General features: G+C 70.8%; 23 protein-coding genes, 1 rRNA gene and 1 pseudogene. 8 read left to right on the top strand and 17 right to left on the bottom strand.

The genetic code is table 11. The features are described 5' to 3' along the window. Position 1 precedes the first annotated feature (1 nt). Genes ISU10_RS12420 through ald form a run of 3 tightly spaced genes read right to left on the bottom strand, consistent with a single transcriptional unit; the run spans position 2 to position 4,728 of the window. Positions 2-2,617, bottom strand: coding sequence for a DEAD/DEAH box helicase (locus ISU10_RS12420; RefSeq protein WP_194696723.1), 2,616 nt, complete (start codon positions 2,615-2,617; stop codon positions 2-4). A 50-nt stretch (positions 2,618-2,667) separates the two neighbouring features. After that, positions 2,668-3,588 (bottom strand): site-specific tyrosine recombinase XerD, encoded by a 921-nt coding sequence (xerD, locus tag ISU10_RS12415; RefSeq protein ID WP_194696722.1) that lies wholly within the window; start codon positions 3,586-3,588, stop codon positions 2,668-2,670. A 15-nt stretch (positions 3,589-3,603) separates the two neighbouring features. After that, on the bottom strand, positions 3,604-4,728 hold the full coding sequence (gene ald / locus ISU10_RS12410; RefSeq protein ID WP_194696721.1) for an alanine dehydrogenase: 1,125 nt from the start codon (positions 4,726-4,728) through the stop codon (positions 3,604-3,606). Positions 4,729-4,829: 101 nt separating this feature from the next. On the opposite strand from ald, the gene ISU10_RS12405 reads away from it, so the two are divergent. Genes ISU10_RS12405 through ISU10_RS12380 form a run of 6 tightly spaced genes read left to right on the top strand, consistent with a single transcriptional unit; the run spans position 4,830 to position 9,501 of the window. Continuing rightward, complete coding sequence (locus tag ISU10_RS12405) at positions 4,830-5,210, top strand: TOBE domain-containing protein (RefSeq protein ID WP_194696720.1); 381 nt, start codon at positions 4,830-4,832, stop codon at positions 5,208-5,210. Positions 5,211-5,257: 47 nt separating this feature from the next. Then, positions 5,258-6,067 carry a molybdate ABC transporter substrate-binding protein gene (gene modA, locus ISU10_RS12400; RefSeq protein WP_194696719.1) on the top strand — a complete coding sequence of 270 codons (810 nt, stop codon included), beginning with the start codon at positions 5,258-5,260 and terminating at the stop codon, positions 6,065-6,067. Positions 6,068-6,106: 39 nt separating this feature from the next. Beyond that, positions 6,107-6,895 carry an ABC transporter permease gene (locus ISU10_RS12395; protein WP_194696718.1) on the top strand — a complete coding sequence of 263 codons (789 nt, stop codon included), beginning with the start codon at positions 6,107-6,109 and terminating at the stop codon, positions 6,893-6,895. Next, entirely contained in the window at positions 6,892-7,944 is a 1,053-nt protein-coding gene (locus ISU10_RS12390) for a sulfate/molybdate ABC transporter ATP-binding protein (protein WP_194696717.1), read from the top strand. The genes ISU10_RS12395 and ISU10_RS12390 overlap by 4 nt, the downstream gene beginning before the upstream one ends. A 55-nt stretch (positions 7,945-7,999) precedes the next feature. Continuing rightward, on the top strand, positions 8,000-8,608 hold the full coding sequence (locus tag ISU10_RS12385) for an RNA polymerase sigma factor (RefSeq protein ID WP_194696716.1): 609 nt from the start codon (positions 8,000-8,002) through the stop codon (positions 8,606-8,608). Beyond that, the gene (locus tag ISU10_RS12380) at positions 8,596-9,501 is read left to right on the top strand and encodes a CU044_5270 family protein (RefSeq protein WP_194696715.1); all 906 of its coding nucleotides are present in this window, start codon (positions 8,596-8,598) and stop codon (positions 9,499-9,501) included. The genes ISU10_RS12385 and ISU10_RS12380 overlap by 13 nt, the downstream gene beginning before the upstream one ends. Here ISU10_RS12380 and ISU10_RS12375 read toward each other — a convergent pair. Continuing rightward, positions 9,498-10,607, bottom strand: a complete 1,110-nt coding sequence (locus ISU10_RS12375) for a dipeptidase (RefSeq protein WP_370865272.1) — start codon at positions 10,605-10,607, stop codon at positions 9,498-9,500. The two genes, ISU10_RS12380 and ISU10_RS12375, sit on opposite strands and share 4 nt — an antisense overlap. 8 nt (positions 10,608-10,615) lie before the next feature. Then, positions 10,616-11,209, bottom strand: a complete 594-nt coding sequence (locus ISU10_RS12370) for an NUDIX domain-containing protein (protein WP_194696713.1) — start codon at positions 11,207-11,209, stop codon at positions 10,616-10,618. 24 nt (positions 11,210-11,233) lie between these two features. Here ISU10_RS12370 and pepN point away from each other — a divergent pair, with 24 nt between their 5' ends. Continuing rightward, positions 11,234-13,714 carry an aminopeptidase N gene (gene pepN, locus ISU10_RS12365; RefSeq protein ID WP_194696712.1) on the top strand — a complete coding sequence of 827 codons (2,481 nt, stop codon included), beginning with the start codon at positions 11,234-11,236 and terminating at the stop codon, positions 13,712-13,714. Between the two features lie 41 nt (positions 13,715-13,755). Here the strand turns inward: pepN and ISU10_RS12360 are convergent. Then, positions 13,756-14,610: pseudogene (locus ISU10_RS12360) on the bottom strand (EamA family transporter); the annotation flags it as partial. Between the two features lie 46 nt (positions 14,611-14,656). Here ISU10_RS12360 and ISU10_RS12355 point away from each other — a divergent pair. Beyond that, on the top strand, positions 14,657-15,550 hold the full coding sequence (locus ISU10_RS12355; protein ID WP_194696711.1) for a LysR family transcriptional regulator: 894 nt from the start codon (positions 14,657-14,659) through the stop codon (positions 15,548-15,550). Here the strand turns inward: ISU10_RS12355 and ISU10_RS12350 are convergent. The 11 genes from ISU10_RS12350 to rrf form a co-directional block, all read right to left on the bottom strand. Then, positions 15,533-16,312: a tetratricopeptide repeat protein gene (locus ISU10_RS12350; protein ID WP_194696710.1), complete on the bottom strand. Its 780-nt coding sequence runs from the start codon at positions 16,310-16,312 to the stop codon at positions 15,533-15,535. The genes ISU10_RS12355 and ISU10_RS12350 overlap by 18 nt on opposite strands. After that, positions 16,305-17,990, bottom strand: coding sequence for a CTP synthase (gene pyrG, locus ISU10_RS12345; protein ID WP_194696709.1), 1,686 nt, complete (start codon positions 17,988-17,990; stop codon positions 16,305-16,307). Before pyrG ends, ISU10_RS12350 begins: the two co-directional genes overlap by 8 nt. An 11-nt stretch (positions 17,991-18,001) precedes the next feature. Then, positions 18,002-18,871 (bottom strand): copper transporter, encoded by an 870-nt coding sequence (locus tag ISU10_RS12340; protein ID WP_194696708.1) that lies wholly within the window; start codon positions 18,869-18,871, stop codon positions 18,002-18,004. Next, the gene (gene steA, locus ISU10_RS12335) at positions 18,868-20,058 is read right to left on the bottom strand and encodes a putative cytokinetic ring protein SteA (RefSeq protein ID WP_194696707.1); all 1,191 of its coding nucleotides are present in this window, start codon (positions 20,056-20,058) and stop codon (positions 18,868-18,870) included. The genes ISU10_RS12340 and steA overlap by 4 nt, the downstream gene beginning before the upstream one ends. Before the next feature lie 68 nt (positions 20,059-20,126). Further along, complete coding sequence (recN, locus tag ISU10_RS12330) at positions 20,127-21,869, bottom strand: DNA repair protein RecN (RefSeq protein ID WP_194696706.1); 1,743 nt, start codon at positions 21,867-21,869, stop codon at positions 20,127-20,129. Next, positions 21,862-22,812 carry an NAD kinase gene (locus ISU10_RS12325; RefSeq protein ID WP_194696705.1) on the bottom strand — a complete coding sequence of 317 codons (951 nt, stop codon included), beginning with the start codon at positions 22,810-22,812 and terminating at the stop codon, positions 21,862-21,864. Before ISU10_RS12325 ends, recN begins: the two co-directional genes overlap by 8 nt. Beyond that, entirely contained in the window at positions 22,809-23,645 is an 837-nt protein-coding gene (locus tag ISU10_RS12320; RefSeq protein WP_370865269.1) for a TlyA family RNA methyltransferase, read from the bottom strand. Before ISU10_RS12320 ends, ISU10_RS12325 begins: the two co-directional genes overlap by 4 nt. 34 nt (positions 23,646-23,679) lie before the next feature. Beyond that, positions 23,680-23,946, bottom strand: coding sequence for a hypothetical protein (locus ISU10_RS12315; protein WP_194696703.1), 267 nt, complete (start codon positions 23,944-23,946; stop codon positions 23,680-23,682). A 9-nt stretch (positions 23,947-23,955) separates the two neighbouring features. Continuing rightward, a complete protein-coding gene (locus ISU10_RS12310) occupies positions 23,956-24,990 on the bottom strand; it encodes an HAD-IIA family hydrolase (protein ID WP_370865267.1) in 1,035 nt (344 codons plus the stop codon). A 387-nt stretch (positions 24,991-25,377) separates the two neighbouring features. Then, positions 25,378-25,755 carry a single-stranded DNA-binding protein gene (locus ISU10_RS12305; protein WP_194696702.1) on the bottom strand — a complete coding sequence of 126 codons (378 nt, stop codon included), beginning with the start codon at positions 25,753-25,755 and terminating at the stop codon, positions 25,378-25,380. A 201-nt stretch (positions 25,756-25,956) separates the two neighbouring features. Beyond that, a 5S ribosomal RNA gene (rrf, locus tag ISU10_RS12300) occupies positions 25,957-26,048 on the bottom strand; the annotation flags it as partial.

Raw genomic sequence — 26,048 nt, 5'->3', positions numbered from 1 at the left:
GTCAGTCGGCGTCAGTCGGGTCGCCCAGGCTTCTGAGCGCGGTCGCGGCGAGCACCAGCTCGCCCGCCTCGTCGCTGGCGTCGAGGTCGACCGTCGCCTCGATCACCCAGTCCCGGTGACCGGCGGGGTCGGCCAGCGTCTGACGTACCTTCCGCACGCGGGCGACCACGCCCTCCCCCGCCCCTGGCGGCTCTGCCTCCTCCGCCGGGCCGAGCCAGAAGTACGCCGGGCCACGCGCGTCGGCGTCGGTCGCGATCGTGTCGTGCTCGGCGTAGTAGGCCTCGAGCGCCTCGTCCCACCGCGACCTGGTCATCACCACCTCACGTGGCGGGTCGCCGTGGTCGGCGGCCGCCCGCTCGAGCCGCAGCAGGGCGTCGAGGTCGTCGCGAGCGCACGCACTCACCCTGGCGAACATCGCGTTGCGCACCATCACGGTGAGCACCCGCTCCTGTGCCGACAACGGCCGTGGCGGAGGTGGCGGCTCGTCTCGGTGACCCAGCACCTCGTCGGGATGGGTGAGCGCCTCCCACTCGTCGATCAGCGAGGAGTCGGTCTGGCGGATGGTCTCCCCCAGCCACTCCACGATCTCCTCCAGCTCCGGCGAGCGATGGGCGTCGGGCACGGTCTGGCGCAGTGTGCGGTAGGCGTCGCTGAGGTAGCGCAGCACCAGTCCCTCGGACCGCGACAGCTGGTAGCGGCGCACGAAGTCGGTGAACCCCATCGCCTGCTCCCACATCTCGCGGAGCACGGATTTAGGGCCGAGCGCGTCCTCTGGCAACCACGGATGGGTCTGCCGGTACATCGCGTACGTCGCCTCCAGCAGCTCGGCGAGTGGCTGCGGCCAGGTGACGTCCTCCAGCAGAGCCATCCGCTCCTCGTACTCGATGCCGTCTGCCTTCATCTCGGCGATCGCCTCGCCACGCGCGGCGTGCTGCTGGGCGAAGAGCACCTGGCGCGGGCCCTCCAGCACGGCTTCCACCACGCTCACCACGTCGAGGGCGTAGCTCGGCACCTCGGGGTCGAGCACGTCGAAGGCGGCCAGGGCGAAGTGCGCGAGCGGCTGGTTGAGGGCGAACTCCTCGGGCAGGTCGACGGTCAGTACGTAGCGCCGTCCGTGCTCGTCGACCTCGTCGAGCCGGGTCACCGTGCCGGAGCGCACCAGCGAGCGGGTCAACCGCAGTGCCCGGCGGGCCAGCCGCAGCTGCTGGCGGCGCGGCTCGTGGTTGTCCATGAGCAGGCGGCGCATGACGGGAAAGGCGTCCTCCGGGCGCGACAAGACGTTGACGAGCATGGCGTTGTCGACGCGCATCCGTGACGTGAGGCGCTCGGGCTCACCGGCGACCAGCTTGTCGAAGGTCTGCTCGGTCCACACGATGGTGCCCTCGGGCGGCTTCCTCAGCTGGGGCTTGGACTTCCGCTTGACCTTCTGCTGCTCACGGAGCGCGGCGTTCTTGGCCTCGGACTTCGCCTTGGCTCGCTCGTTCTCGATGACGTGCTCGGGTGCCTGCACCACGACGTACCCCGCGGTGTCGAAGCCCGCGCGCCCGGCCCGCCCGGCGATCTGCAGGAACTCGCGGGTCTTGAGGACCCGCTGCCGGTTCCCGTCGTACTTCGCCAGGCCGGTGAACAGCACCGTGCGGATCGGCACGTTGATGCCGACGCCGAGGGTGTCGGTGCCGCAGATGACGGTCAGCAGACCCGCCTGCGCGAGCGTCTCCACCAGCCGTCGGTACTTCGGCAGCATGCCCGCGTGGTGCACGCCGATCCCGGCCTTCACCAGCTTCTGCAGGGTCTTGCCGAATCCGACGCCGAACCTGAAGGCCCCGATCTGGGCGGCGATCGCCTCCTTGTCGGGTGCCGGCAGCCTCGCGGCCAGCAGCCGGGTCGCGTGCTCGATCGCCGCCGCCTGCGTGAAGTGCACGACGTACGCCGGCGCCTGACCTGTCGTCACCAGCTCCTCGACCGTGTCGTCGAGGGCCTCGAGAGACCAGCTGAAGCTGAGCGGCACCGGTCGTTCGGCATCGGCGACGACCGCGGTCTCGCGGCCGTTGCGGACGGTCATGTCGGTCGCGATCTCCGACATGTCGCCGAGCGTCGCCGACATCAGGAGGAACTGGGCCTGCGGCAGCTCCAGCAGCGGGACCTGCCAGGCCCAGCCGCGGTCGGGCTCGCCGTAGTAGTGGAACTCGTCCATGACCACCAGGCCGACATCTGCCCTGGTGCCCTCACGCAGAGCGATGTTGGCCAGCACCTCGGCGGTGCAGGCGATGATCGGGGCGTCGGCGTTGACACTCGCGTCGCCGGTCAGCATGCCGACGTCGTCGGCGCCGAAGACCTCGCACAAGGCGAAGAACTTCTCGCTGACCAGCGCCTTGATGGGTGCGGTGTAGAACGACACGCGCCCCTCGGCAAGAGCAGCCAGATGCGCCCCGGTGGCGACGAGCGACTTGCCGGAGCCCGTCGGCGTCGCCAGCACCACGTTGTTGCCGGAGAGCAGCTCGAGCAGCGCCTCGTCCTGGTGGGGGTACAGCGTCAGCCCCTGCTCCCCCACCCACTCGGCGATGGTGAGGTAGAGGGTGTCGGCATCGTGCTCGTCAGGCACCTGGAGGCGAGGCACAGGCGCGGACACTCGCCCTATTCAACAGCAGGCCGGTACGCCGAAGTCGGTCAGCGCGCCCGGGGGTGAGCGGTCGCGAAGACCTCGCGCAGGTTGTCCACGGTCACCAGCGTGTAGACCTGGGTGGTCGTCACGGAGGCGTGGCCGAGCAGCTCCTGCACGACGCGTACGTCGGCGCCGCCGTCGAGCAGGTGGGTGGCGAAGGAGTGACGCAACGTGTGGGGCGAGACATCGGTGGTGACACCGGCCCGCTCGGCAGCCCTGACCAGGACCGTCCACGCACTCTGCCGCGACAGCCGTCCGCCCCGGGCGTTGAGGAACAGCGCAGGCGTGCCCTTGCCCGCGGCCACGAGGCCGGGACGCGAGCTGGTGAGGTAGTCGCCGACGGCCCCGACGGCGTAGGAGCCCACCGGCACGATGCGCTCCTTGCCGCCCTTGCCGCGCAGCAGCACGGTGCGCTCGACGGTGTCGAGGTCGTCGATGTCCAGCCCTACCGCCTCGGAGATGCGCGCGCCGGTGCCGTAGAGCACCTCGAGCAGGGCTCGGTCGCGCATCGCCAGAGCCGTCGCGGGCGCGCCGGCCGCCGCGAGGATCGCCTCCACGTCGGCGAGCGGCAGCGCCTTGGGCAGCCGCTTGGCAGGTGGCGGAGGGCGCACCCCCGCCGCTGGGTCGGCGACGGCCAGGCCGTCGCTGACCGCGAACTTGTGGAAGCCGCGTACGGCGACCACCGTGCGCGCCGCAGAGGTCGAGCTCAGCGGCGGATGCTCTTGGTCGCCCTCACGCAGCGCCACCAGGAACGCCGTGACCGTCGCCTCGTCCACCCGGTCGAGGTCCTCGATGCCCCGACCGGAGAGGTGCTGCAGGTAGCGGCGCAGGTCGCGCCGGTAGGAGGAGAGCGTGTTGGCCGCCAGCCCGCGTTCGACCGACAGGTGGTCGAGATAGGTGCGGACCGCCAGTCCGGGTTCGGCCAACCGTGTCCTCCTGGCTCAGCCGATCGCCGAGGCCAGGTCGACCGCCTCGATGCCGACCGCCTCGCCGACGGGTGCGTTGGTGAGCTGTCCGGCGTGGGTGTTGAGACCCAGCGCGAGGCTGTGGTCGTCGCGGCAGGCCTGCTGCCAGCCCTTGTCGGCCAGCGCGACGGCGTAGGGCATGGTCGCGTTGGTCAGGGCGTAGGTCGAGGTGTTGGGCACCGCGCCGGGCATGTTGGCCACGCAGTAGAAGATCGAGTTGTGGACCTGGTAGGTCGGGTCCGCATGCGTGGTCGCGTGGGTGTCCTCGAAGCAGCCACCCTGGTCCACGGCGATGTCGACCAGCACCGAGCCCGGCTTCATCCGCGAGACCAGCTCGTTGGAGACCAGCTTCGGCGCGGCCGCACCCGGGATCAGCACCGCGCCGATCACCATGTCGGCCTCCAGGACCTGCTGCTCGAGCGTCAGCCGGGAGGAGGCCAGGCCGTGCACCCGGTTGTTGTAGCGCCAAAACGACATCCGCAGCTTGTCGAGGTCGGTGTCGAGCAGCGTCACATCGGCGCCCATGCCCAGCGCGATGTTCGCGGCGTTCTGCCCGGAGACGCCGGCGCCGATGATGACGACCTTGGCGTTGGCCACACCGCCGACCCCACCCATCAGCACACCGCGGCCACCTTGGGCCTTCATCAGCGAGTAGGCGCCGACCTGAGGTGCCAGGCAGCCCGCGACCTCCGACATCGGGTACAGCAGCGGCAGCCCACCCGAGGGCAGCTGCACCGTCTCATAGGCGATGCCGGTGACCTTGCGGTTGATCAGCTCCTCGGTCAGCGGCTTGTCGGCGGCCAGATGCAGGTAGGTGAACAGCGTCAGACCCTCGCGCATCCGGTCGTACTCCTCCGCGACCGGCTCCTTGACCTTCAACACCATGTCGATGCCGCCGTCGGTGCCCCAGGCCTGTTCGGCCGTCGACACGATCGTGGCGCCAGCGCCGACGTACTCGTCGTCGCTGATGGAGGACCCGACCCCCGCACCCTGCTGGATGTACACGTCGTGCCCGTGGCTGACCAGCTCGTGCACGCCGATCGGCGTGATGGCCACCCGGTACTCGTGGTTCTTGACTTCCTTCGGGACTCCGACCTTCATGTATCGACTCCTCGTCAAGGCCCGCAGCCGCGGTCGAGGCGCTGGGCGGCCGCACTCTCTGTCCGGCCGGGACGACTGTAGCGAGGGCCTAGGATCGGCGGGTGGCCGACTACCTTCGGATCGGCGAGGTCGCCCAGGCAGTGGGCGTCAGCGTCGACACCCTGCGTCGCTGGGAGGCCAGCGGCACCGTCGAGTTCGAGCGCCGCGGCGGCCAGCGCGTCCTGCGCGCCGACAAGCTGGCCGCTCTCACGGCGTCGGCCAGCGGACCCGAGCGGACCTCGAGTGCTCGCAACAGGTTCCACGGCATCGTGGTCGGGATCACCCGGGACCGGGTCATGGCCCAGGTCGAGATGGTGTGCGGGGAGTTCAGGGTGGTCTCGCTGATGAGTCGCGAGGCCGCCGACGAGCTCGGGCTGGAGGTCGGCAAGCCCGCGACGGCCGTCATCAAGTCGACCAACGTGATCGTCGAGGTCTCCGACTGACGAGCGCTGCCTAGGTATTGCCTAGGCGATGTGGTTCGATACGCAGCATGTCGTCGCGTCCTCGGCGGGCCCTCCTGGCCACTGCAGTGCTGAGCGTCTGCCTGACTGCCGGTTGTGGCGGTGACGACGGCAGCGGGGCGTCGGGCGACGAGGGCACCACGCTGACCGTGTACGCCGCCGCGTCGCTGACCCAGACCTTCGAGGCCATCGGGGCCGAGTTCGAGAAGCAGCACGACGGCGTGACGGTCGAGTTCAGCTTCGGCGGTTCCTCCGACCTGGTCTCCCAGATCCAGGAAGGCGCCCCGGCCGACGTGTTCGCCTCGGCCGACACCGCCAACATGGACAAGCTGACCGGCGAGGACCTCCAGGCCGCTGATCCGCAGTACTTCGCGACGAACACGCTCGAGATCGCGGTGCCGCCGGGGAACCCGGGCGCTGTGAGGTCGTTCGCCGACCTCGCCAAGGCGGGCCTCAACGTGGTGGTCTGCGCACCCGAGGTCCCGTGCGGGGCGGCGGCGGTGAAGGTCGAGGAGGCCACCGGGGTCGACATCGCGCCTGTCAGCGAGGAGCAGTCGGTCACCGACGTCCTCGCCAAGGTCACCTCGGGCGAGGCCGACGCGGGGTTGGTCTACGTCACCGACGTCATCGCCGCGGGGGATGACGTCGAGGGCATCGCGTTCGCCGAGTCGGCCGAGGCCGTCAACACCTACCCCATCGCGGCCCTGAAGGACGCGAGCGACCGGGACAGCCCCGACAGCTCCGACAGCTCCGGCCTGGCCCAGGCCTTCGTCGACCTCGTGATGAGCGCCGAGGGTCAGCAGATCCTGGCCGATGCCGGCTTCGCGCCGGCCGGATGAGCGGGCTCCGGAGGCAGGTCCAGTGATAGGTAGAGCCGAGTGAAGCAGCAGCGCCCGGTCGACCTGCCCCGGTGGGTCTACCTCCCGGCTCTCGTGGGTGCGGCGTTCGTCCTGCTGCCGCTCGTGGCCGTGGTGGCCAAGGTCGACTGGCCCAGCTTCCTCGACCTGGTCACCTCCGAGGACTCACGAGCGGCGTTCTGGCTCAGCCTGCGTACCTCACTGGCCAGCACCGCGGCCTGCATCGTGCTCGGCGTTCCGATGGCGATGGTGCTCGCACGCTGGGACTTCCGCTACCTCGGCGTGCTCCGGTCGCTGGTGCTGCTGCCCCTGGTGCTGCCACCGGTGGTGGGTGGCCTCGCCCTGCTCTACACGTTCGGGCGCCGCGGCCTGCTGGGTCAGTCGCTCGACGCCATGGGCATCCAGATCGCCTTCTCGACCATCGCGGTCGTGATGGCGCAGACGTTCGTGGCGCTGCCGTTCCTCGTGGTCAGCCTCGAAGGCTCCTTGCGGACCGCCGGCGACCGCTACGAGGTCGCGGCAGCCTCGCTCGGGGCCTCCCCGACGACGGTGTTCCGGCGGATCACCTTGCCACTGGTGCTGCCCGGGCTGGTCTCTGGCGCGGTCTTGGCGTTCGCGCGGGCGCTGGGCGAGTTCGGGGCCACCATCACCTTCGCGGGCAGCCTGCAGGGTCGCACCCGCACGTTGCCCCTGGAGATCTACCTGCAGCGCGAGACCGACCCGGATGCAGCCGTCGCACTCGCACTGGTGCTGCTCGTCTTCGCCGTGCTGGTCATCGGTTTCGCACGACAGGGGCGAGGGGCAGTGTGAGCGTCGAGGTCGAGTTCTTCACAGCCGAGCGCGATGTCGGCGCAGCACTCAGGGTCGCTGCCGGCGAGACCGTGGCCCTGTTGGGCCCCAACGGGTCCGGCAAGTCCACGGTGCTCGGCGTCCTGGCCGGCCTGGTCCGTCCCGACACGGGCCGGGTGTCGATCGACGGGGAGGTGCTCACCGACATCGGCCCCGGCAGCTCCGGACGGATGGTGGCGCCCCATGCCCGACGTACTGCTCTGCTCGGACAGGATGCGCTGCTCTTCCCCCACCTCGACGCCCTGGAGAACGTCGCCTTCGGTCCGCGCAGCCGCGGTACGCACCGGCGTACGGCGAGGGCCGAGGCGCAGGGCTGGCTCGAGGCGGTCGGGGTCGGCGAGCTGGGCCGACGGCGTCCCGGAGAGCTGTCCGGTGGGCAGGCACAGCGGGTCGCGGTCGCCCGTGCGCTCGCGGCGGACCCGCGGGTGCTGCTGCTCGACGAGCCGATGGCCGCCCTCGACGTCACCGTCCAGCCCTCCCTGAGACAGGTGCTCAGGCGGGTGCTGGCCGATCGCACGGCGGTCATCGTGACCCACGACCCGCTCGATGCCCTGCTGCTCGCCGACCGCGTGGTCGTGCTGGAGGCGGGCCGGGTCGTCGAGGAGGGCGTCAGCAAGGACGTGCTGTCTCGCCCTCGCAGTGCCTTCGGGGCCCGGCTGGCCGGGCTCAACCTGGTGCGGGGCACCTGGCGCGACGACGCGGTGGAGGCCGAGCAGCTGGTCGTGCACGGACTCATCGAGGGCGAGGCGCCCTCGATCGGCGACGCGGTGATCGCCGCGTTCCGGCCCCAGGCCGTCGCGGTCTACCGCGAGAAGGTCCGCGGCAGCCCCCGCAACACCTTCCTCGTCGTCGTCTCGGAGGTCGAGCCTCGCGGCGACCTGGTCCGGGTGCACGCGGGCGACCTGGTCGCCGACGTGACGGTGCAGGCGGCGGCCGACCTGGAGCTGGTGCAGGGCAGCGCGGTCACCTTCAGCGTGAAGGCCACAGAGGTGTCGGTCTACGGGATCTGAGCCTGCGCGTGCGCGCTTGGCGAACCCAGAACGCCGCTGCGGGTAAGAACAGGTTGTGAGCCACGACGAGAGCGCCCACGCGGGCAGTGATGCGGACGTCATCGCGAGGTCGGTCCGCGAGCCCGAGTGCTTCGGCCTGATCTGGGACAGGTACGCCGGCGACGTGCACCGCTTCGTGATGCGCCGGCTCGGCCGAGACCTCGCCGACGACGTCACCGCCGAGACCTTCGCGGCCGCACTGCGGCAGCGGGCCCGCTTCGAGCCCGGCCGCAGCGCCCGGCCCTGGCTGTTCGGCATCGCTGCCAACCTGATCGGCAAGCACCGGCGCACCGAGATCCGCGGTCTGCGTGCGGTGGCGCGCCTGGGCATCGACCCGGTCGAGCGGTCGTGGATGTCCGAGGGCGTCGAGGAGCGCGTGATGGCGGGGTCGGCCCGCCCGGCCTTGGCCTCGGCACTCGCCGAGCTCGCCAGCGGTGATCGGCACGTGCTGCTCCTGGTCGCCTGGGCCGACCTGACCTATGCCGAGGTAGCCGAGGCTCTCGGCATCCCCGTCGGGACCGTCCGGTCCCGGCTCCACCGGGCTCGACAGGCGGTCCGCCGCTCCCTGACCCACGACCCCCTGACCGAGCCGATGCTGCGAGAGGTACCGACATGGACGAGCTGACCCTGCTGCGCGAGTTCCGCGACACCGCGCCCACTGCCGTCCCACAGGAGGTGCGCGAGCGTTCCCTCGGCCCCTCGGCTCGACGTACGGCTCGACGTCGGCCCGCGATGAGGGTCGCCGTGGCCTCCGCCCTCCTCGTCACCGGGGGCGGACTGGGCGCCGTCGTCCTGGAGCCGTCCGCCCCGTCCGCGGCAGCAGTGCTCGGCCGAGCCGCCGCGGTCGTCTCGGCACAACCCGACCTCACCCCCCGCACCAACCAGTGGATCTACGTGCGCGCCCTGCTCCTCGACGCTGCCACGGGCAAGCCCGGCACGCACCCGGGCGAGTCGTGGTCGCGGTTCGACGGAGCGCGGAGCGGCAGCCGCATGCCCGATGGGAGCGTGCTGGTGCAGGACCTCGAGAGCTGGCCTCTGGGCACACCCCAGGAGTGGTACCAAGCCCTGGCCCACCTGCCTGCGCGGCCCGCCGACGTTCTCGCCTACCTGCGCAGCGACCCGCTCTACACCTCCAGGGCAGAGTCAGCGGCCGGCCGGGACTTCGACGAGGTGGTGGAGGCGCTCTCCGCCGAGACCTACATCCCGCCGGACGCGCAGGCCTCGCTCTACCGCGCCCTGGCCACGATTCCGGGGGTCGGCGTCGACGAGGACCCGGCCCGCGACCTGGTGGGACGACCCGCCCTGTCCATCACCTACGCCGGGCAGACCAGCCTGGGACGCGCGGGTGACCGCTGGGAGCTGCTGCTCGACCCGACGACGTACGCCGTGCTCGGCACGCGCGGCACGGCCGGCTCCGACATCGACCTCGGCGACGTCGTCGTGAAGCAGGGGCACGTCTGGTACGCGGTGGCCATCCTCGACCACCGGCTCGTGGACAGCGCCGGCGACACCGACTAGCGCGCCGCGGCGTCCTCGACGTCGCGCAGCACTCGGAGCGCATTGCGACACGTCAGCTTGCTGAGATCCTCTGCCGACCAGTCCCGGTCGGCCAGGGCCTCGAGCAGGTTCGGGTAGCGACTGACGTCCTCGAGTCCCTCGGGCAACGTGGCCACACCGTCGTAGTCGCCACCGAGGCCGACATGATCGACCCCGGCCACGTCGCGGACGTGCTCGACATGGGCAACGACGTCGGCGAGCGTCGCCACCGGCGGCGGGTCGACCGCCTCCAGGTCCTCCAGGAACGGCTCGAACCGCGCCAGCTCCGTAGGCTCGATCCCGACGGCGCGGGCGGCGTCCTCGGCCGCGAGGGCCCAGTCGCGGTTGGCCTGGGAGACGAACCTGGGCACGAACGACACCATGCAGAGCCCGCCGCGGGCCGCCATGCCCAGCAGCACATCGTCGGGAACGTTGCGCGGGTGGTCGGTCAGGGCGAAGGCCGAGGAGTGGGAGAAGATCACCGGCGCCACCGAGACATCGACGGCGTCGCGCATGGTGTCCGCACTGACGTGCGACAGGTCGACCATCATGCCCAGCCGGTTCATCTCCGCGACCACGCCGCGACCCACGTCGCTCAGCCCGCCCAACACCCTCTCGTCGGTAGCCGAGTCGGCCCACGCCACGTTGTGGTTGTGGGTCAGGGTCAGGTAGCGGACCCCGAGCCTGTAGTACATCCGCAGCACCGCGAGCGACCCGTCGATCTGGTGCCCGCCCTCGGCGCCGAGCAGCGACGCCACCCGCCCGGAGGCCCACACGGCCTCGACCCCGTCGGCCGTGGTGGCCAACGCCATCCGGTCGGCGTACCGCTCGATCATCCGGTACGCCGCGTCCACCTGTTCGAGCGTCGCGCGAACCGCATCGGTCTGCATGGTCGACGGCACGTAGACCGACCAGAACTGCGCCCCGACGCCACCCTCGCGCAGGCGCGGCAGGTCGGTGTGGACCAGCCCGTCTTGTCGTTCGCCGATGTCGACCGCATCGAAGTCGTAGTTGTGCCGGTGCCGCAGCGCCCAGAGCAGGTCGTTGTGCCCATCGACGACCGGATGCTCCCTCAGGAGGTCGGGCACCGATGCCTTCACAGTCGGTTCCGTCTGCGCAACGCGTCATAGGCCAGCACGGCTACCGCGATCGGCTCCTCGGTGACCCGGCCGTCGAGCACCGCCTCGACCAGCTCGTCCACGGGAACCCAGAGCATCTGCATCGCGGCCTCCTCGTGCTCCGGCTCGAAGTCGCCTCGGTCACCCGCACCGAGCCCACGGGCCAGGAAGAACACGTGGCGCTCCGAGGTGATCCCGGCCGAGGGCCACAACGCGAACAGCTGACGCCAGTCGGTGGCCACGAGCTCGGCCTCCTCCAGGAGCTCGCGCTTCGCGGTCTCCACCGGCTCCTCGCCGTCGGTGTCGCGCAGCCCTGCCGGCAGCTCGAGGTAGGTACCGCCGGCGGGGTGACGGTACTGACGCACGCACGCCACCCGCTCCTGGTCGTCGACCGCCAGCACGATGACGGCTCCCGGATGCTCGAAGACCCAGCGGTCGAAGGTGGGTCCGCCGGACGAGCCCGGCTGGCGGATCGCGTCCTTGCGCAGCGCCACGATCCAGTCGCCGCGATAGAGATCCGCGGTGCCCTCCACCGGCCACGAACCCGAGGCGTCAGGGGGCAGGTCGCTCATGCCGGGGACGCTACCGTGACCTGCGTGAGCGACTCCGCAAGCAGCCTCGAGGACCTGGCCAGCTTGACGCGGGAGGAGGCCGAAGAGCGAGCATCGCTGCTGGAGGTCCACCGCTACGACGTGGCCATGGACCTGCGAGGACTGCTCGACGGCGAGCTCCTGGAGGCCACGTCCACGGTCGTCTTCAGCTGTCGCAACCCTGGCGCCGACACCTTCGTCGACTGCACCGGCGAGATCCGCCACGCGACACTCAACGGGGTGAGCATCGACCCCGCCACTGCCTCGCGCGGGCGCCTGCCCCTGCCGGACCTGCAGGCCGACAACGTTCTCGTCGTGGCCTCGTCCCAGACCGACACCGCCACGGCCCACGGCATCAAGCGAACCGTCGACCCCAGCGACAAGAACGTCTACCTCTGGACCAGCTTCGAGCCCGACATGGCTCGTCGCGTGTTCGCCAACTTCGACCAGCCGGACCTCAAGGCCGTGCACGGCTTCACCGTCAGCGCCCCCGAGACCTGGACCGTGCTCAGCAACTCCCGGCACTCCTCGGTCGACGAGCTGCCCGATGGGGGTCGCCTCTGGACCTTCGAGGACACCCCCCGCCTCTCGACGTACGTCACCGTCGTCAACGCCGGACCGTTCTACGAGGTGCGCGCGGAGCGCGACGGGTACGACCTCGGGCTTTTCTGCCGTCAGTCGCTCAGGGCGCAGCTCGACCGCGACGCACCGGAGCTGTTCCAGCTGACCCAGCAGGGGCTGGCGTGGTTCGGCGAGAAGTTCGGGGTGCCGTTCGGCCAGGAGAAGTACGACCAGGTGTTCGTGCCCGATCTGGGCGGAGCGATGGAGAACTGGGGCTGCGTCACCTGGGGAGACGGCGTGCTGCTGCGGGGCACCCCGACCTACGACCAACGCCGCAGGATCGCGCTGATCCTCCTCCACGAGATGGCGCACATGTGGTTCGGCGACCTGGTGACGATGAAGTGGTGGGACGACCTGTGGCTCAACGAGGCCTTCGCCTCCTGGGCCGCCACGTGGGCCGCGGTGGGCGCGACCAGCTACACCGACAGCTGGGCCGGCTACCTCGTCGCCGACAAGCAGGAGGGCTACCGCGTCGACCTCGGCCCGGCCAGCCACCCGATCCGTGGCGACGTACCCGACGTCTCGCAGGCGATGGCGAACTTCGACGCGATCTCCTACAACAAGGGGCAGGCGGTGCTGCGTCAGCTCAGCGCGTACGCCGGCGACGAGGCGTTCCTCGAGGGGCTGCGCGCCTACTTCCGCGACCACGCGTGGGGCAACACCCGCCTCGAGGACCTCACCGGTGCGATCGGGGCCGCGTGCGGGGAGGACCTCACCGGCTGGCAGAAGGACTGGCTGGACCGCGCTGGCACGGACACGCTCACCCTCGAGGGCGCTCCCGGTCATTGGCAGCTGCGCGCCACTGGCCCCCACGGGGAGCCGGCCAGACCGCACCGCCTCGACATCGGTTGCTACGCCGTCGACGGCCAGGCGCTTCGCCATGTCGCCGACGTATCGGTGACGACCACAGCCGAGCTGACCGACCTCGAGCTGCCGGCCTGCGACCTGCGCCTGGTCAACGACCACGACCTGACCTTTGCGGCCGCTCGTCCCGACCCCGACTCGCTCGCCTTCGTGCTCAGCCACGCCGGCCGGTTGCCCTCCCCACTCTCGCGCGCGCTGGCCGTGGCCACCGCCTACGACATGCTCGTCAAGGGCGAGCTCAGTGCCGAGGACACCTTGACCTGCATCCTCGGCGTGCTCGAGGAGGAGACCGTCGTCGGCGTGACGGAGCCGTTCTTGAAGCTTGCCGGTCTGGTCGCCGGGCTCTACTCCCCCGTCGACAAGATCCTCGAGCGCCGCACGCGCGTCGCCGACCGAGCAGCACTCCTGGCCGCCAACTCCGACCTGCGCACCGGAGCGTTGCAGTCGCTGGCCGCCAATGCCGTCACCGACGACCACTTCGCCCAGCTCGACGAGGCATCGGTGGACGACTTCGCGCTGGCGTGGCGCGTCGAGGCCACCCGGGCGGCGCGTGGCCGCTACGACGCCGAGGCCGTCGAGCGCCTGCTGGAGCGCGACCCCGACCCCGACGCCGAGGTCAACGCCCTCATCGTGCGCGCCTCCCGAAACCTGCCGGAGGCCAAGGAGGAGGCCTGGCACGCTCTGTACGTCGACAGGTCGGTGCCCGGCGGGCCCTCGACGGGGCAGATGATCGGCGCCTTCTGGCGACCCGAGCAGCGCGAGGTGCTGTTGCCCTTCACCGACCGCTACCTCGAGGAGATCCCGGCCCTGGCCGGTGGCGGGATGCTGCGGGTGTTCGGACTGGTGCTCGGCATGTTCCCCGAGGTCGGCACCCAGGAGTTCCTCGACAAGGCGTTGGCCATGGCCCGCGCCGAGGGCACCGACCCCACCATCAGGGCCGCCCTGCTCGGCGGTGTCGACACGCTGGTGCGGGAGCTCAGGGCGCGCGGCGAGCTCGCCTGAGCGTCGTCGTCTCTGCGGCGCGGGGGCCGCAGGGCGACGAGCACGCCCACCAGCAGGAGCAGCCCGCCCGATGCCTCGGCGAGGTTGGGCTGCTGGTCGAGAAGCAGCCACGCCGAAGCCATAGCCACCACCGGTGCAAGGAGCACCCAGGGCACCACGGATGACGCCTGGTTGCGGCCCAGCAGCGAGTTGAACACGCTGTAGCCCACGAGCGAGGCGAGTCCCGCCGTGTAGGCAGTGGACACCGCCGCCTGCCACGAGAAGGCGGCCAGCGCGTCGCCCACGGCGCTCGGCCCGTCCACCAGCAGGGAGAGAGCCACCAGCGGGACGGGCACGACGATGGCAGACCACACGGTCATGCTCAGCCCGGCACGCACGCCCGAGGCCCGGGCCACGACGTTGCCGACAGCCCACGACAGCGCCGCGAGCAGGCACAGCACCAAGGCCACGAGCGGTACGTGCCCACCTCGCCCGACCGCGACCACCGCCAGTCCGGCGGCACCGACCGCCACTCCCACCACCTGGCCCGGGGTGGGCACCTCGCGGAGCAGGCCGGCGGCGAGGACCACGGTCAGGATCACCTGGGCCTGCAGGACCAGGGCCGCCAGGCCCGGCGGCATCCCCGCGGCCATCGAGACGTAGAGCAGGCCGAACTGCCCGAGCGACATGAAGCCACCGACGGCGAGCACGACACGCCACGGGGCGTCGGGTCTGCGGACCACGAGCACAGCGGGGAACACGACCACCGTGAACCGGATCGCCGCGAACAGCAGGGGCGGTACGTCGTGCATGCCCCAGCCGATGACGACGAAGTTGAAGCCCCAGATGGTCGCCACCAACGCGGCGAGGAGGCTGTCGCGACGGGTCACGTGGTCCAGGCTCGTCGATGCGACCATGTAGCACCAGCGATGACTTCTGCATCGATCTCGGTACGGTTGCTTCATGATCGACCTCGCCGCACTCACCTCTCTCCGGGCTGTCGCCACCTACGGCTCGGTGGTCGCCGCCGCGGAGGCGCTCGGCTTCACCCCGAGCGCGGTCTCCCAGCAGGTCAAGCGACTCGAGCGCCAGACGGGCGTGCTCCTGCTCGAACGGGTCGGCCGCGGCGTCATCTTGACCGCGCAGGGCCGTCACCTCGTCGACGCAGGCAGCCGGCTCCTCACCGACGTCGAGGAGGTCGAGGCGGGCCTCCACAGCAGAGCAGGCACGGTGGGTGGCCGGCTGCGACTGACTGCCTTCTCGACCGCGGTGCGGGGGCTGGTCGCACCGGCCGTGCGGGACCTTCGGTCCGTCCACCCTGACCTGAGTCTGGCCCTGACCGAGCACGAGCCCTGGGATGCCATCGAGATGGTGGCGACCGACCGCACCGACCTGAGCGTCGTGCACCGCTGGGGAGACCTCACCATCGGCATCCCCGAGCACCTGCAGGCCGTGTCCGTGACCCAAGACGTCGCGGACGTCGTGATGCCGGCCACCCACCGGCTGGCCGGGCGGTGCCGGGTGACGCCTCACGACCTGGTCGAGGAGGAGTGGGTCGCCACTCCCGAGTTCACGATCTGTCGCCAATGGCTGCACCGGATGTACGCCGGCACGGGACGGCTTCCGCGGGTCGTCCACACCTCGATGGAGTTCGACTCGCACCTGGCCCTGGTGCGGGCCGGCCTCGGCCTGGCCCTGGTTCCTCGCCTCGGTCGCCCACCTCTGGGCGAGGACCTGGTCGCCCTCGCGGTGCACGACCCCGAGCCGACGCGCGAGGTGCTGGCGGTGTTCAGGCGGAGCATGGCTGCCTCCCCGTCGCTGACCGCCGTACTCGAGGCGCTACAACACGCTGCCTGAGGCCAGCGCATCCTCGTTGGCGGCGATCTCCTGCGCGACGTACTCGTCCTCAGCCCCGACCGGATCGGCTGCGAGCTCGCGCATCAGCGGCAGCGCCTCGTCGTAGCGGCCGAGCGTGCGCAGGGTGCGCCCCACGCACCAGCGCGCCACCACCCAGGCGGAGTGGTCATCGGCGGCCGCGCGCACCTCGACGGCGCGCTCGAAGACGGCGAGCGCCTCCTCAGGTCGACCCGAGTCGTGGAGGTCCCAGCCGAGGTTGTTGAGGATCGAGCCCAGCCACCGGCGCACCTGCGGGTCGTCAGAGGCCTCGATCTCGGCCAGCGCCTGCTCGTCGATGACCCGGGCGGCAGCGGGGCCGTCGGTGGCGCCGGCCGCGATCGCCTGCATGTGGAGGGCGTCCAGCGCGAGGCCTCCAGTCCCGGCTTCCGTCGCGAGGCGATGGGCCTCGGCGAAGTACGACGCGGCGCCGGCAGCATGGCCCGTGGAGTTGAGCACGCGACCACGCTCGATCGCGATCCGGGCGCGTGCATGCACGGCGGAGTCGTCGATCCCCGAGGACTCGACCTCGTCGAGCAAGCGGGCCGCGGCGTCGAAGTCGCCCGCAAGCCCGGTGGCCCTGGCCTGCTGCGTGCGCAGCACGGCCGACACCGCGGCATCGGTCGCCTCGTCGGCCTCGGCCCGGAATCGCTCTGCGGTGGCCGCCGGGTCGGCGAAGTCCCAGGTGTCGAGGACGTGCTGCTCGACGGCTCGCGGATCAGTCATCGACGGGTTCGCGGCGCAGCCCGGTCTCGTCGATCGGGAAGCGCTCAGCCTTCTGTCGCTCCAGAGCGGCACCGACCAGACCGGCGAACAGCGGGTGCGGGCGCGTGGGGCGCGAGCGCAGCTCGGGGTGGGCCTGGGTGCCGACGTAGAACGGGTGCACGTCGCGAGGCAGCTCGACGAACTCCACCAGGTCGAGGTCGGGGTTGCGCCCCGAGAAGACGATCCCCGCGGCTTCGAGCTGCTCGCGGTAGTGGTTGTTGACCTCGTAGCGGTGCCGGTGCCGCTCGTCGACACGGCCCGAGCCGTAGAGCTCGCGGACGATCGAGCCCGCCTGCAGCTCGGCCGGGTAGAGACCCAGGCGCATGGTGCCGCCGAGATCACCGGCTCCCTCGACGTAGGCCTTCTGCTCCTCCATCGTCGCGATGACCGGCTCGGGGCAGTCGGGGTCGAACTCGGTGGAAGCGGCCTTCTCGAGACCAGCCTCGTTGCGGGCGTACTCGATCACCATGCACTGCAGACCCAGGCACAGGCCCAACGTCGGGATCCCCTGGGTGCGGGCATAGGTGAGGGCGCCGATCTTGCCGTCGAGGCCGCGTACGCCGAAGCCTCCCGGCACGCAGATGCCATCGACGTCGTGCAGCATCTTGTGGGCACCGGAGGGCTCGGAGCACTCGTCGGAGGGCACCCAGCGGATGTCGACCTTGGTGTCGTGGGCGAAGCCGCCGGCACGCAGCGCCTCGCCGACCGACAGGTAGGCGTCGTGCAGGTCGATGTACTTGCCGACCAGGGCGATGGTCACCTCCTCCTTGGGATGGTGGACCTTGCGCAGCAGGTCGTCCCACGTCGTCCAGTCGACATCGCGGAACGGCAGGTCGAGACGGCGCACGAGGTAGGCGTCGAGGCCCTCGCGGTGCAGCACCTTGGGGATGTCGTAGATGGATGCCGCGTCCGCGGCCGTGACCACGGCCTCCTCGTCGACATCGCACATCAAGGAGATCTTGCGCTTGATGACGTCGGGGATCTCGCGGTCAGAGCGGCACACGATCGCGTCGGGCTGGATGCCGATGCTGCGCAGCGCGGCGACGGAGTGCTGCGTGGGCTTGGTCTTCAGCTCGCCGGACGGCCCGATGTAGGGCACCAGCGAGACGTGGAGGAAGAAGCAGTTGTCGCGGCCGATGTCGTGACGCACCTGGCGGGCGGCCTCGAGGAAGGGCAGCGACTCGATGTCGCCGACCGTGCCACCGATCTCGGTGATCACCACGTCGACGTCCGGGGCGCCCATGGCCCGGATGCGGTCCTTGATCTCGTTGGTGATGTGTGGAATCACCTGCACGGTGTCACCGAGGTAGTCGCCGCGGCGCTCCTTGGCGATCACGCTCGAGTAGACCTGCCCGGTCGTGACGTTGGCGATCTGGCTGAGGTCGGTGTCAAGGAACCTCTCGTAGTGCCCGATGTCGAGGTCGGTCTCGGCCCCGTCGTTGGTCACGAAGACCTCGCCGTGCTGGAACGGGTTCATCGTTCCGGGGTCGACGTTGAGGTAGGGGTCGAGCTTCTGCATGGTCACCCGGAGACCACGCGAGCGGAGTAGGCGCCCGAGAGAGGAGGCCGTGAGTCCCTTGCCGAGAGAGGAGGCGACGCCCCCGGTCACGAACACGTGCTTGGTGGGCGCTTGCTTCACGGAGTTCCATCCTACCCGAGGGGTACGGGACCGTCCGAGCCCGACGCTCCGAAGGAGCCGCCGGGTGCCGTCACGGCAGCCACCAGAGCCATCGTCGTGGCCACCCGGCCGGCAGGTACGTCGGTCCCGTCGACCGTCGTCACCGGTCGCGACGGGGGTTCGGCACGAAGCGAGGCCAGGCCAGGATCCAGGGTCGGTCCAGCCACCACCACCCCCAGCGGGGCAGCTGCGAGACCCGAGACCAGACCTTGCAGGATCAGCGGCTCGACCGCGTGGCCGGTCACCACCAGCACGAGAGAGGCGAGCTGCGGCTCGTCGTCGGGGACTCCGAGCAGCCGGGCACCCTTGAGGCTGGCCCGCAGCGAGGCGACCTTGCCTGCGGCCAACGCGGACTTCTCGCTCCTGGCCGCGACGGCGCGGCCGATGAGCTGCCCGATCCGGTCGTAGGTGGTGGCGTCGGCGCTGACCATGTCGCCGCCGAGCTGCTCGACGATCTGCTCACCCAGGGTGTCGACCAGGGTCTTCTCGCCGACGTCGAGGAGCGCGCGCTTGAGCGCGTAGGCTCCGCTCACCTCTCCCCCGGCTGCCGCGACCTCGTTGCTCAACTGGTCGACGAGCTCCTGGTCAGCGCCCGGCAGCGTCAGCACGGCCACCGCCTGCCCGGCCAGCCGGCCGGCGTACAGCTCGGTGCCGACGCTTCCCGGGAACGCGTCGGCGAACTCGGCGCGTGCGTCGGCAAGGGGGTCCGTGTGCTTCGCGGGAGGCGTTGCGGCCTGGCTGGGCGCGTCGCCGATGTCGCTGAGCGGCCCGCCGCCCAAGGCGATGCCGGCGGCAAGCGCGGTGACGATGACGACCAGCCAGACGGTCAGGCGACGAATCACGAGACCTGGCTCCACAGGTCGGCCAGGGCATCGCTGAGCCACGTCCAGGCGTCCTGCGCCCACTCCTGACCGACAGGTGTCGTCGCGACGGCGGCAGCGACCACGGCCAGGCACACCAGCAGCGCGAGGAGGAGGTGCCGGGGACGCACCTTGCCGGAATAGAGCATCGGCACGGCGCTCGAGTCGACGATCCTCGCGACCTTCAACCTCGTCAGGTACGTGCTGGCCAGCCCCGAGCGGCCCCGGTCGAGGAACTCCTCGAGCGAGGCCCGCGCCCCGACGGTGATGATGACTCGCGGGTCCTGCGCGTCGGCGAGCAGCAGGGCGGCATCCTCCGCCGTCGCCGTGGTCTCGAAGACCACGCACCGCACGCCCAGTCGTTCCAGCCGCTCGACGACCCCGGTGGCCGCACCCGGCTCGACCACCACGACGACATCCCGGGCCCCCCGCAGCGCCTTGGCGCTCGGGGGCTCGGCCAGTGCGGTGACCATGACGACGTGCGGCCGCACTCCGGCCTTCACCAGGGCGTCGGCCCCCTCGTCCACCGCGACGATGACCGGGTCCTGCTCGCGTAGGAACGGTCGGAGTCGCTTGTGTTGCGCGGCCATCACGCGGGCGTCGCTGACGACCACGACGGGGCGTCCGGTCATCGACGTACTGACCGACGGCAGGCCGAGTCCGTGCAGCAGCAGGTCCTGCTCGCGTCGCAAGAACTCGCTGGCGTTGTGCGTGAAGGACTGGAGCTGGCTGACCATCCCCTGCCGGGCCGCGGTCATCTCCGTGGCGATCGCGTCGTGGGTCAGCTGCCGACCCGATGCCACCGCACGTTCACCGGCGTACACCTGGCCCTCGTGAACACGGACCTGGGAGCCGTCCTTGACGGCCGCGAGTCCTCCCGCTCCGATGCCGTCGACGAGCAGCACGCCCGCTTCGGCGAGGAGGTCGGGCCCCAGGTTGGGGTAGCGGCCGGAGATCAGCTCGCTCGCGTCGACCACCGCGGATACGCGGGCGTCGATGAGCGCTTGGGCCGTCTGCCGGTCGAGGTCGAGGGCGTCGAGAACGGCGATGTCCCCCGGCCGGAGCCTGGGCAGCAGTGAGGCGACGCGGCGGTCGACACGGGCGGTCCCGTGGACGCCTGGAAGTACGTCGGCGGGGCGGCGGCGAGACGGTCGGGTGGAGGTCTTCATCTCGGCCCATGCTGTCAAGCACACCTCGCCGCACCGGGCAAGCGGGGCGGCGAGTCGCGGTCAGGCGGTCAGGAGAGAGCGCGACCAGGTGCTGCGCTCTCCAGCAGCTCGCGTGCGTGGGCCAGTGCGGTGTCGGACTCATCCATCCCGGCAAACATCCGCGACAGCTCGCGCTCACGCGCCACGGCGTCGAGCACCGTGAGTCCCGAGGTGGTGATCGTGCCGTCGCTGGACTTCTCGACCACGACATGACGGTCGGCGTAGGCGGCGACCTGTGGCAGGTGCGTGACGACGAGCACCTGAGCGGTGCGGGCGAGCTCGGCCAGACGCCGACCCACTTCGACAGCGGCACGCCCGCCGACGCCTGCGTCGACCTCGTCGAAGACGAACGTGGGCACGGGGCTGGTGCCCGCGAGTGCCACCTCGATGGCCAGCATCACCCGGGACAGCTCGCCGCCTGATGCGCCCTTCGCCAGAGGCCGCGCGGGCGCTCCCGGATTGGCAGCGAGCTGGAGCTCGACCTCGTCGACGCCTGCCGACCCGAACCGCACCCAGCGACCGCCGACCAGCAAGGCCCCCGGCGATCGCGGTTCGGCCTCCTGGCTTCGCACCTCGATGGTCAGCCGGGCATCTGGCATGGCCAGGAGCCCGAGCTCCTCGGACACCTGCTTGGCCAGCTTGCCGGCCGCCTTGGTGCGGGCAGACGTCAGCGCCTCGGCGGTCTTCGCCAGGTCGATGCGAACGGCGGCAGCCTCCTCGCGCAGCCGGTCGATCCGCCCGTCGGTGTCGTCGAGGTCGCTCAGGCGCACCGCCGACTGCTCGGCCCAGGCCAGCACCTCGTCGATCGTGTCGCCGTACTTGCGGGTCAAGGCGGTGAGGGCGGCCCGGCGTTCGGAGACCACCGCGAGGCGTTGGGGGTCGGTCTCGAGCCCGGAGGCGTAGGACGCGACGTCGGCCGCGAGGTCGGAGAGCAGGTAGGTCAGCTCAGCGAGCCGATCGGCCAGCTCGCCGGCCTCCGCGTCGTGCTCGCGCACGGACTCCAAGGCCGTGCGCGCGGCGGCACTGGCGCCCAGCGCATCGGGCTCCCCCTGCTCGCTCGAGAGCGCCTCCCGCGCTCGCTCGGCCTCGGCCCGCAGCGTGTCGGCGAACCCGAGCCGCGCCTCCTCCGCTGAGAGCTCGGCGTCCTCGCCCGGTCGCGGCTCCACGGCGGCGATCTCGTCGAGCCCGAACCTCAGCAGGTCGGCCTCGCGAGCTCGTTCGCGTGCAGCGCTGGACACCTCGGCGAGCTCGGCCTCGACCGACAAGAGGCGCACACGTTGCTCGACGTAGCGCGCGAGCGGTCGCGCGACGCTCTCGCCGGCGAAGCGGTCGAGGGCATCGCGCTGGGTCCTGGGCGCCAGCAGTCGGTGCTGGTCGGCCTGCCCGTGCAACGCGACCAGTGGCGCGGCCAGCTCAGCCAGCACCGCCACGGGTACCGATGCGCCCCCAGCGAATGCCCGCGAGCGACCCTCGGCCGAGACGTTGCGGGCCAGCACCACCCGGTCGTCCTCGACCGCGCCGCCAACGTCCTCGACGGCAGCCGCCACCGTCGGCAGCGTCGCGACGCTGACGACCCCCTCCACCCTGGCCGTCTTCGCGCCGGTGCGCACGGTGCCCGTGTCGGCGCGGCCGCCCAGCAACAGGCCCAAGGCCGTGACGAGCATGGTCTTGCCGGCACCAGTCTCACCGGTGATGACGGTCAGGCCAGGCCCGAGCTCGAGCGTCGAGGACTCGATCACGCCCAGGGAGCCGATCCGGATCTCCTCAAGCATCAAGTGTTCTCCGCTGCACGTCGACCGCGCCGCGCCAGCCCTGCACGGGCAGCCCGAACTTGGCAACCAGACGATCGGTGAACGGCGCTTCGTGGAGCCGCACGAAGCGCACCGGCCGAGCCCCACGGCGTACTTCGATGCGTGCCCCGGGCGGCAGGTCAACGGTCCGCCGGCCGTCACACCACAGCACTCCAGCGCCCTCGGTGCGAGCCAGCACCTCAACGGCCAGCACGGACGACGGAGCCACCACCAAGGGCCTGGCGAAGAGCGCATGCGCGCTGATCGGGACCATGAGCAGAGCCTCGACGCTCGGCCACACCACCGGACCGCCCGCTGAGAAGTTGTAGGCCGTCGAACCCGTCGGCGTGGCGCACACGACCCCGTCGCAACCGAAGCGAGACAGCGGTCGCCCGTCGACCTCGACCACCACCTCCAGCATCCGCTGGCGCGCAGCCTTCTCGACGCTGGCCTCGTTGAGCGCGAAGGTGCTGCTCACCAGCTCACCGTCGCGAAAGACCGCCACGTCGACCGTGAGCCGCTCCTCCGAGGTGTAGCGACGGTCCACGATGGCGCCGACGGTCGCGTCCACGGCGTCAGGCTCGGCCTCGGCGAGGAACCCGACATGCCCCAGGTTGATGCCCAGCAGAGGCGTGCCGTGATCGTGGGTGATCTCCGCGGCGCGCAAGACGGTGCCGTCGCCGCCGATCACGATGGCCAGCTCGCAGTCGACCGCCGCTGACACCTCGTCGACGGCGATGTCGACGTCGGCGGGCTCCAGACCCAGGTCGGCAGCCTCGTCAGCCAGAGCTCGCACCCGGATGTCGTGGCTGGCGAGAGCCTTCACGAATGCTCTGGCCACGTCGCGCGCCTCGACCCGGCCGGTGTGGGCCAGGAGCAGCACGCGTCTCACTGGCGGGGATGCCGGTGAGGCTTGCACGCTCATGGCTCCACCTTCTCACCCGCTGCCCCCGGACCCGACGCGTCCCACACCGTCCGGTGGATGTCGTGGTCACCCACCGCGCTCGGGCCCTTGCGCAACCACAGGAAGAACTCGACGTTTCCGGACGGACCCGGCAGCGGACTGACCGTCACGGACCTGGCACCCCAGCCCCGCTGGGCGGCTGCCTGTGCGACGGCACGCACCGCCTCCTCGCGGAGACCGGGATCGCGTACGACGCCACCTTTGCCCACCCGTCCCTTGCCCACCTCGAACTGCGGCTTGACCATCACCACCAGGTCACCGTCATCGACCGTGACCCCGACTAATGCATCGAGCACCAGCTGCAGGCTGATGAACGACAGGTCACCGACCACGAGGTCCACCAGACCTCCGACCACGTCGATGTCCAGGTCCCGGATGTTGGTGCGGTCGCGCACGACGACCCGCTCGTCACTTTGCAGCTGCCAGGCAAGCTGCCCGTAGCCGACGTCGACAGCCACCACCTCCCGGGCCCCGTGGCGCAGCAAGACGTCGGTGAAGCCACCGGTCGACGCGCCTGCATCCAGACACCTCCGACCGGCGACCACCAGACCCTTCGGCTCGAAGGCCTCCAGCGCACCTGCCAGCTTGTGGCCCCCGCGAGAGACGTAGTCGGGGCGATCGGGGTCCTCCCGCACGACGATGGCCACATCGGTGCCCACCGCCGTCGCCGGCTTGCCCGCGACCGCCCCGGCCACGCTGACCCGACCGGCACCGATCAGCTCCGCTGCGTGGTCACGCGACCTCGCCAACCCGCGCCTGACGAGCTCGGCGTCGAGACGCTGCCGGCGCGGCACCGTCGATGCTCCTGACCTGGGTGTCGAGCTCGGCTCAGGCAGTCTCTCGGTCAGGATCCAGGGCGTTGCGCAGCTCGTCGTGGGCTCGCTCGAAGATCGCTGCGTGCTCACCGACCGGACGCTCATCGAGCTCGGAGAGCGAGGCCAAAACCGCGTCCACGCGTGCGTGGCCCGTGCGCACAGGCTCGGAGGACTGCAGGTGATCGGAGAGGCCCTCGACGCCCTGGGCGTCCTGCTCCATCGGCTCGCCCGGGTCGTCGTCTGCCGGGAACTCGGGGTACACGTCGGGCGCCTCGGTCATGGCCGAACCCTACCGGCCGGGCCCCCGCGGCTGGGCGCGCGGCGGCTCGAGGTACCGCGTGTCCGGGGGCTCACCTGACTCGTCGAGTGCCAGCCAGCCAGCGCTCGCCACGGCCCGCCACCAGTCACCCTCGCCGCCCTCTCCGGCGACTTCGAGGCGGCCCGAGCTCACCGCAGCACGCCAGCCGCCGACGGCGATCTCGCCGGCGCTGACCTGCACCGTTGAATGTGCCTCCAACAGACCACCCAGGTCGGCCGCCACGAAGCTCGGCCGGTGCCCGCGGGGCACCGCTACCAGCTGCGCCAGGTCGGTCACCCCCGTCATCACCAACAGACTGTCGCAACCGGAGTTGAGTGCTCCGTCGATGTCGGTGTCGAGGCGATCCCCGACCATCAACGGGCGGCGACCGCCCATCCGACGGATCGTCTCGTCGAGCAAGGGCCGCTGCGGCTTACCCGCCACCACCGGCTGCACTCCGCTGAAGTCGCTCAGCAGGCCGACCAGGACCCCGTGGCCCGGTGCGGCGCCGAAGGAGGTCGGAATGGTCAGGTCGCCGTTGCTGGCCACCCACGGCAGTCCGTCACGGATCAGCACCGCCGCCCGCATGATGTCTCGCCACAGCACATCCGGCCCGTAGCCCGACACCACGGCGACCGCTGGTTCGGAGACGGGGACGGGCACCAGGCCCTCTGCTCGCAAGGCCTCATCCAGCCCCGCACCACCGAGCAGGGCCACGGCGGCGCCCTCGTGGTATCGGCCGCGCAGCACTCGCGCCGCCGCCTGGGCAGAGGTGATCACGTCCTCAGCGGCCGCCTCGACGCCGAGCTCACGCAGGTGTTCCGCGATCTTGCCGGGGGGCCTGGAGGCGTTGTTGGTGACGAAGGCCAAGCGCTGGCCGGCCGCCCGAGACTTGGCCAGCCATGCGGCAGCACCTGGAACGGCCTGCCCCCCGATGTAGACGACGCCGTCGAGGTCGAGCATGGCCAGGTCGTAGACAGCGACCAGTGGCTGTGGCGAGGCCCCCAGTCGGCTCCCGTCGGCCACGAGTGCGCTCCCCCTACGATGCTCCGATGGACTCGAGCCTCGTGGTCGGTCCACCGTCGGTGAGCCGCCCGCTGAGGCTGCAGCCGTTCAGGGGATAGAGACTCACCCCCGGCCGGATCGGCGATCCGGCCACTGCCCGGCTTCGCGCGAGACTATCGCGATGTCGCCGACCGTCTCGGCGCGGTGGCGGCCTGACAGACAGCTCCACACTGTCGAGCTGGGGATGCCGGGATGCGCAACTGCCGCCGTCTCGATGGACCTGCCCGACGACCGAGCAGCTGTCGAGGTGCTCCACGACGACATCCTCGCCACGATCCGGACGCCTGCTGCCCGAGAAGGCGACGTCCTTCCAGCCGAAGCCGAACCCCGGTGCGCTCATCGGTGCGCTCATCGGTCCGCTGCCCGACGAACTGTCGCCCGCTTGAGCATCTTGCCTGCCGCCACCTCGACCTCCACGCGCGAGGCGCGCCCAGTCCCTGTCGCGAAGAACCGGCGCCGCAAGGAGCCCGACACCTCGACGATGTCGCCGACCTGCCAGGAGGTCACTTGCTTGCGCACGCGACCGCCCCACACGGCGCATTCCAGCGTGTCCACACGCTGCCGCCCGGCATGACCCTCGGGGCGAGCGACCACAAGACGAAACGTCCACACCGAGTCGCCACTGGGCAGAGTCCGCTCCTCAGGAGTGGCCGAGATCCTGCCCGCGATGCGGACCACATTGAGGGCGAGTGCCGAGCCGTCCACTGACTCTGACTCGGACTTCATGTCCTTCTTCATCACCAACACCTCCGAGGTCAAGCCTCTGACGAGGCACACCCCGTGACGAGAACCGAAGAACAAGGATGTGCACAACCATGTCGCGAAACCTCATGGTGGACGCTGAGTGGGCACACGAGGCAACAGGTCTCCAGAACCGGCCGAAATCACGAAAGGGCCACCATTGCTGGTGGCCCTTTCGGGAAGGATGTTCGGCGGCGTCCTACTCTCCCACGCCCTCTCGGGGGCAGTACCATCGGCGCTGGCAGGCTTAACTTCCGGGTTCGGGATGGGTCCGGGTG

It is taken from the genome of Nocardioides agariphilus, assembly GCF_015352445.1.
In the GTDB taxonomy this organism is placed as follows: domain Bacteria; phylum Actinomycetota; class Actinomycetes; order Propionibacteriales; family Nocardioidaceae; genus Nocardioides; species Nocardioides agariphilus.
This window is presented reverse-complemented; position numbering and strand designations above follow the sequence as displayed.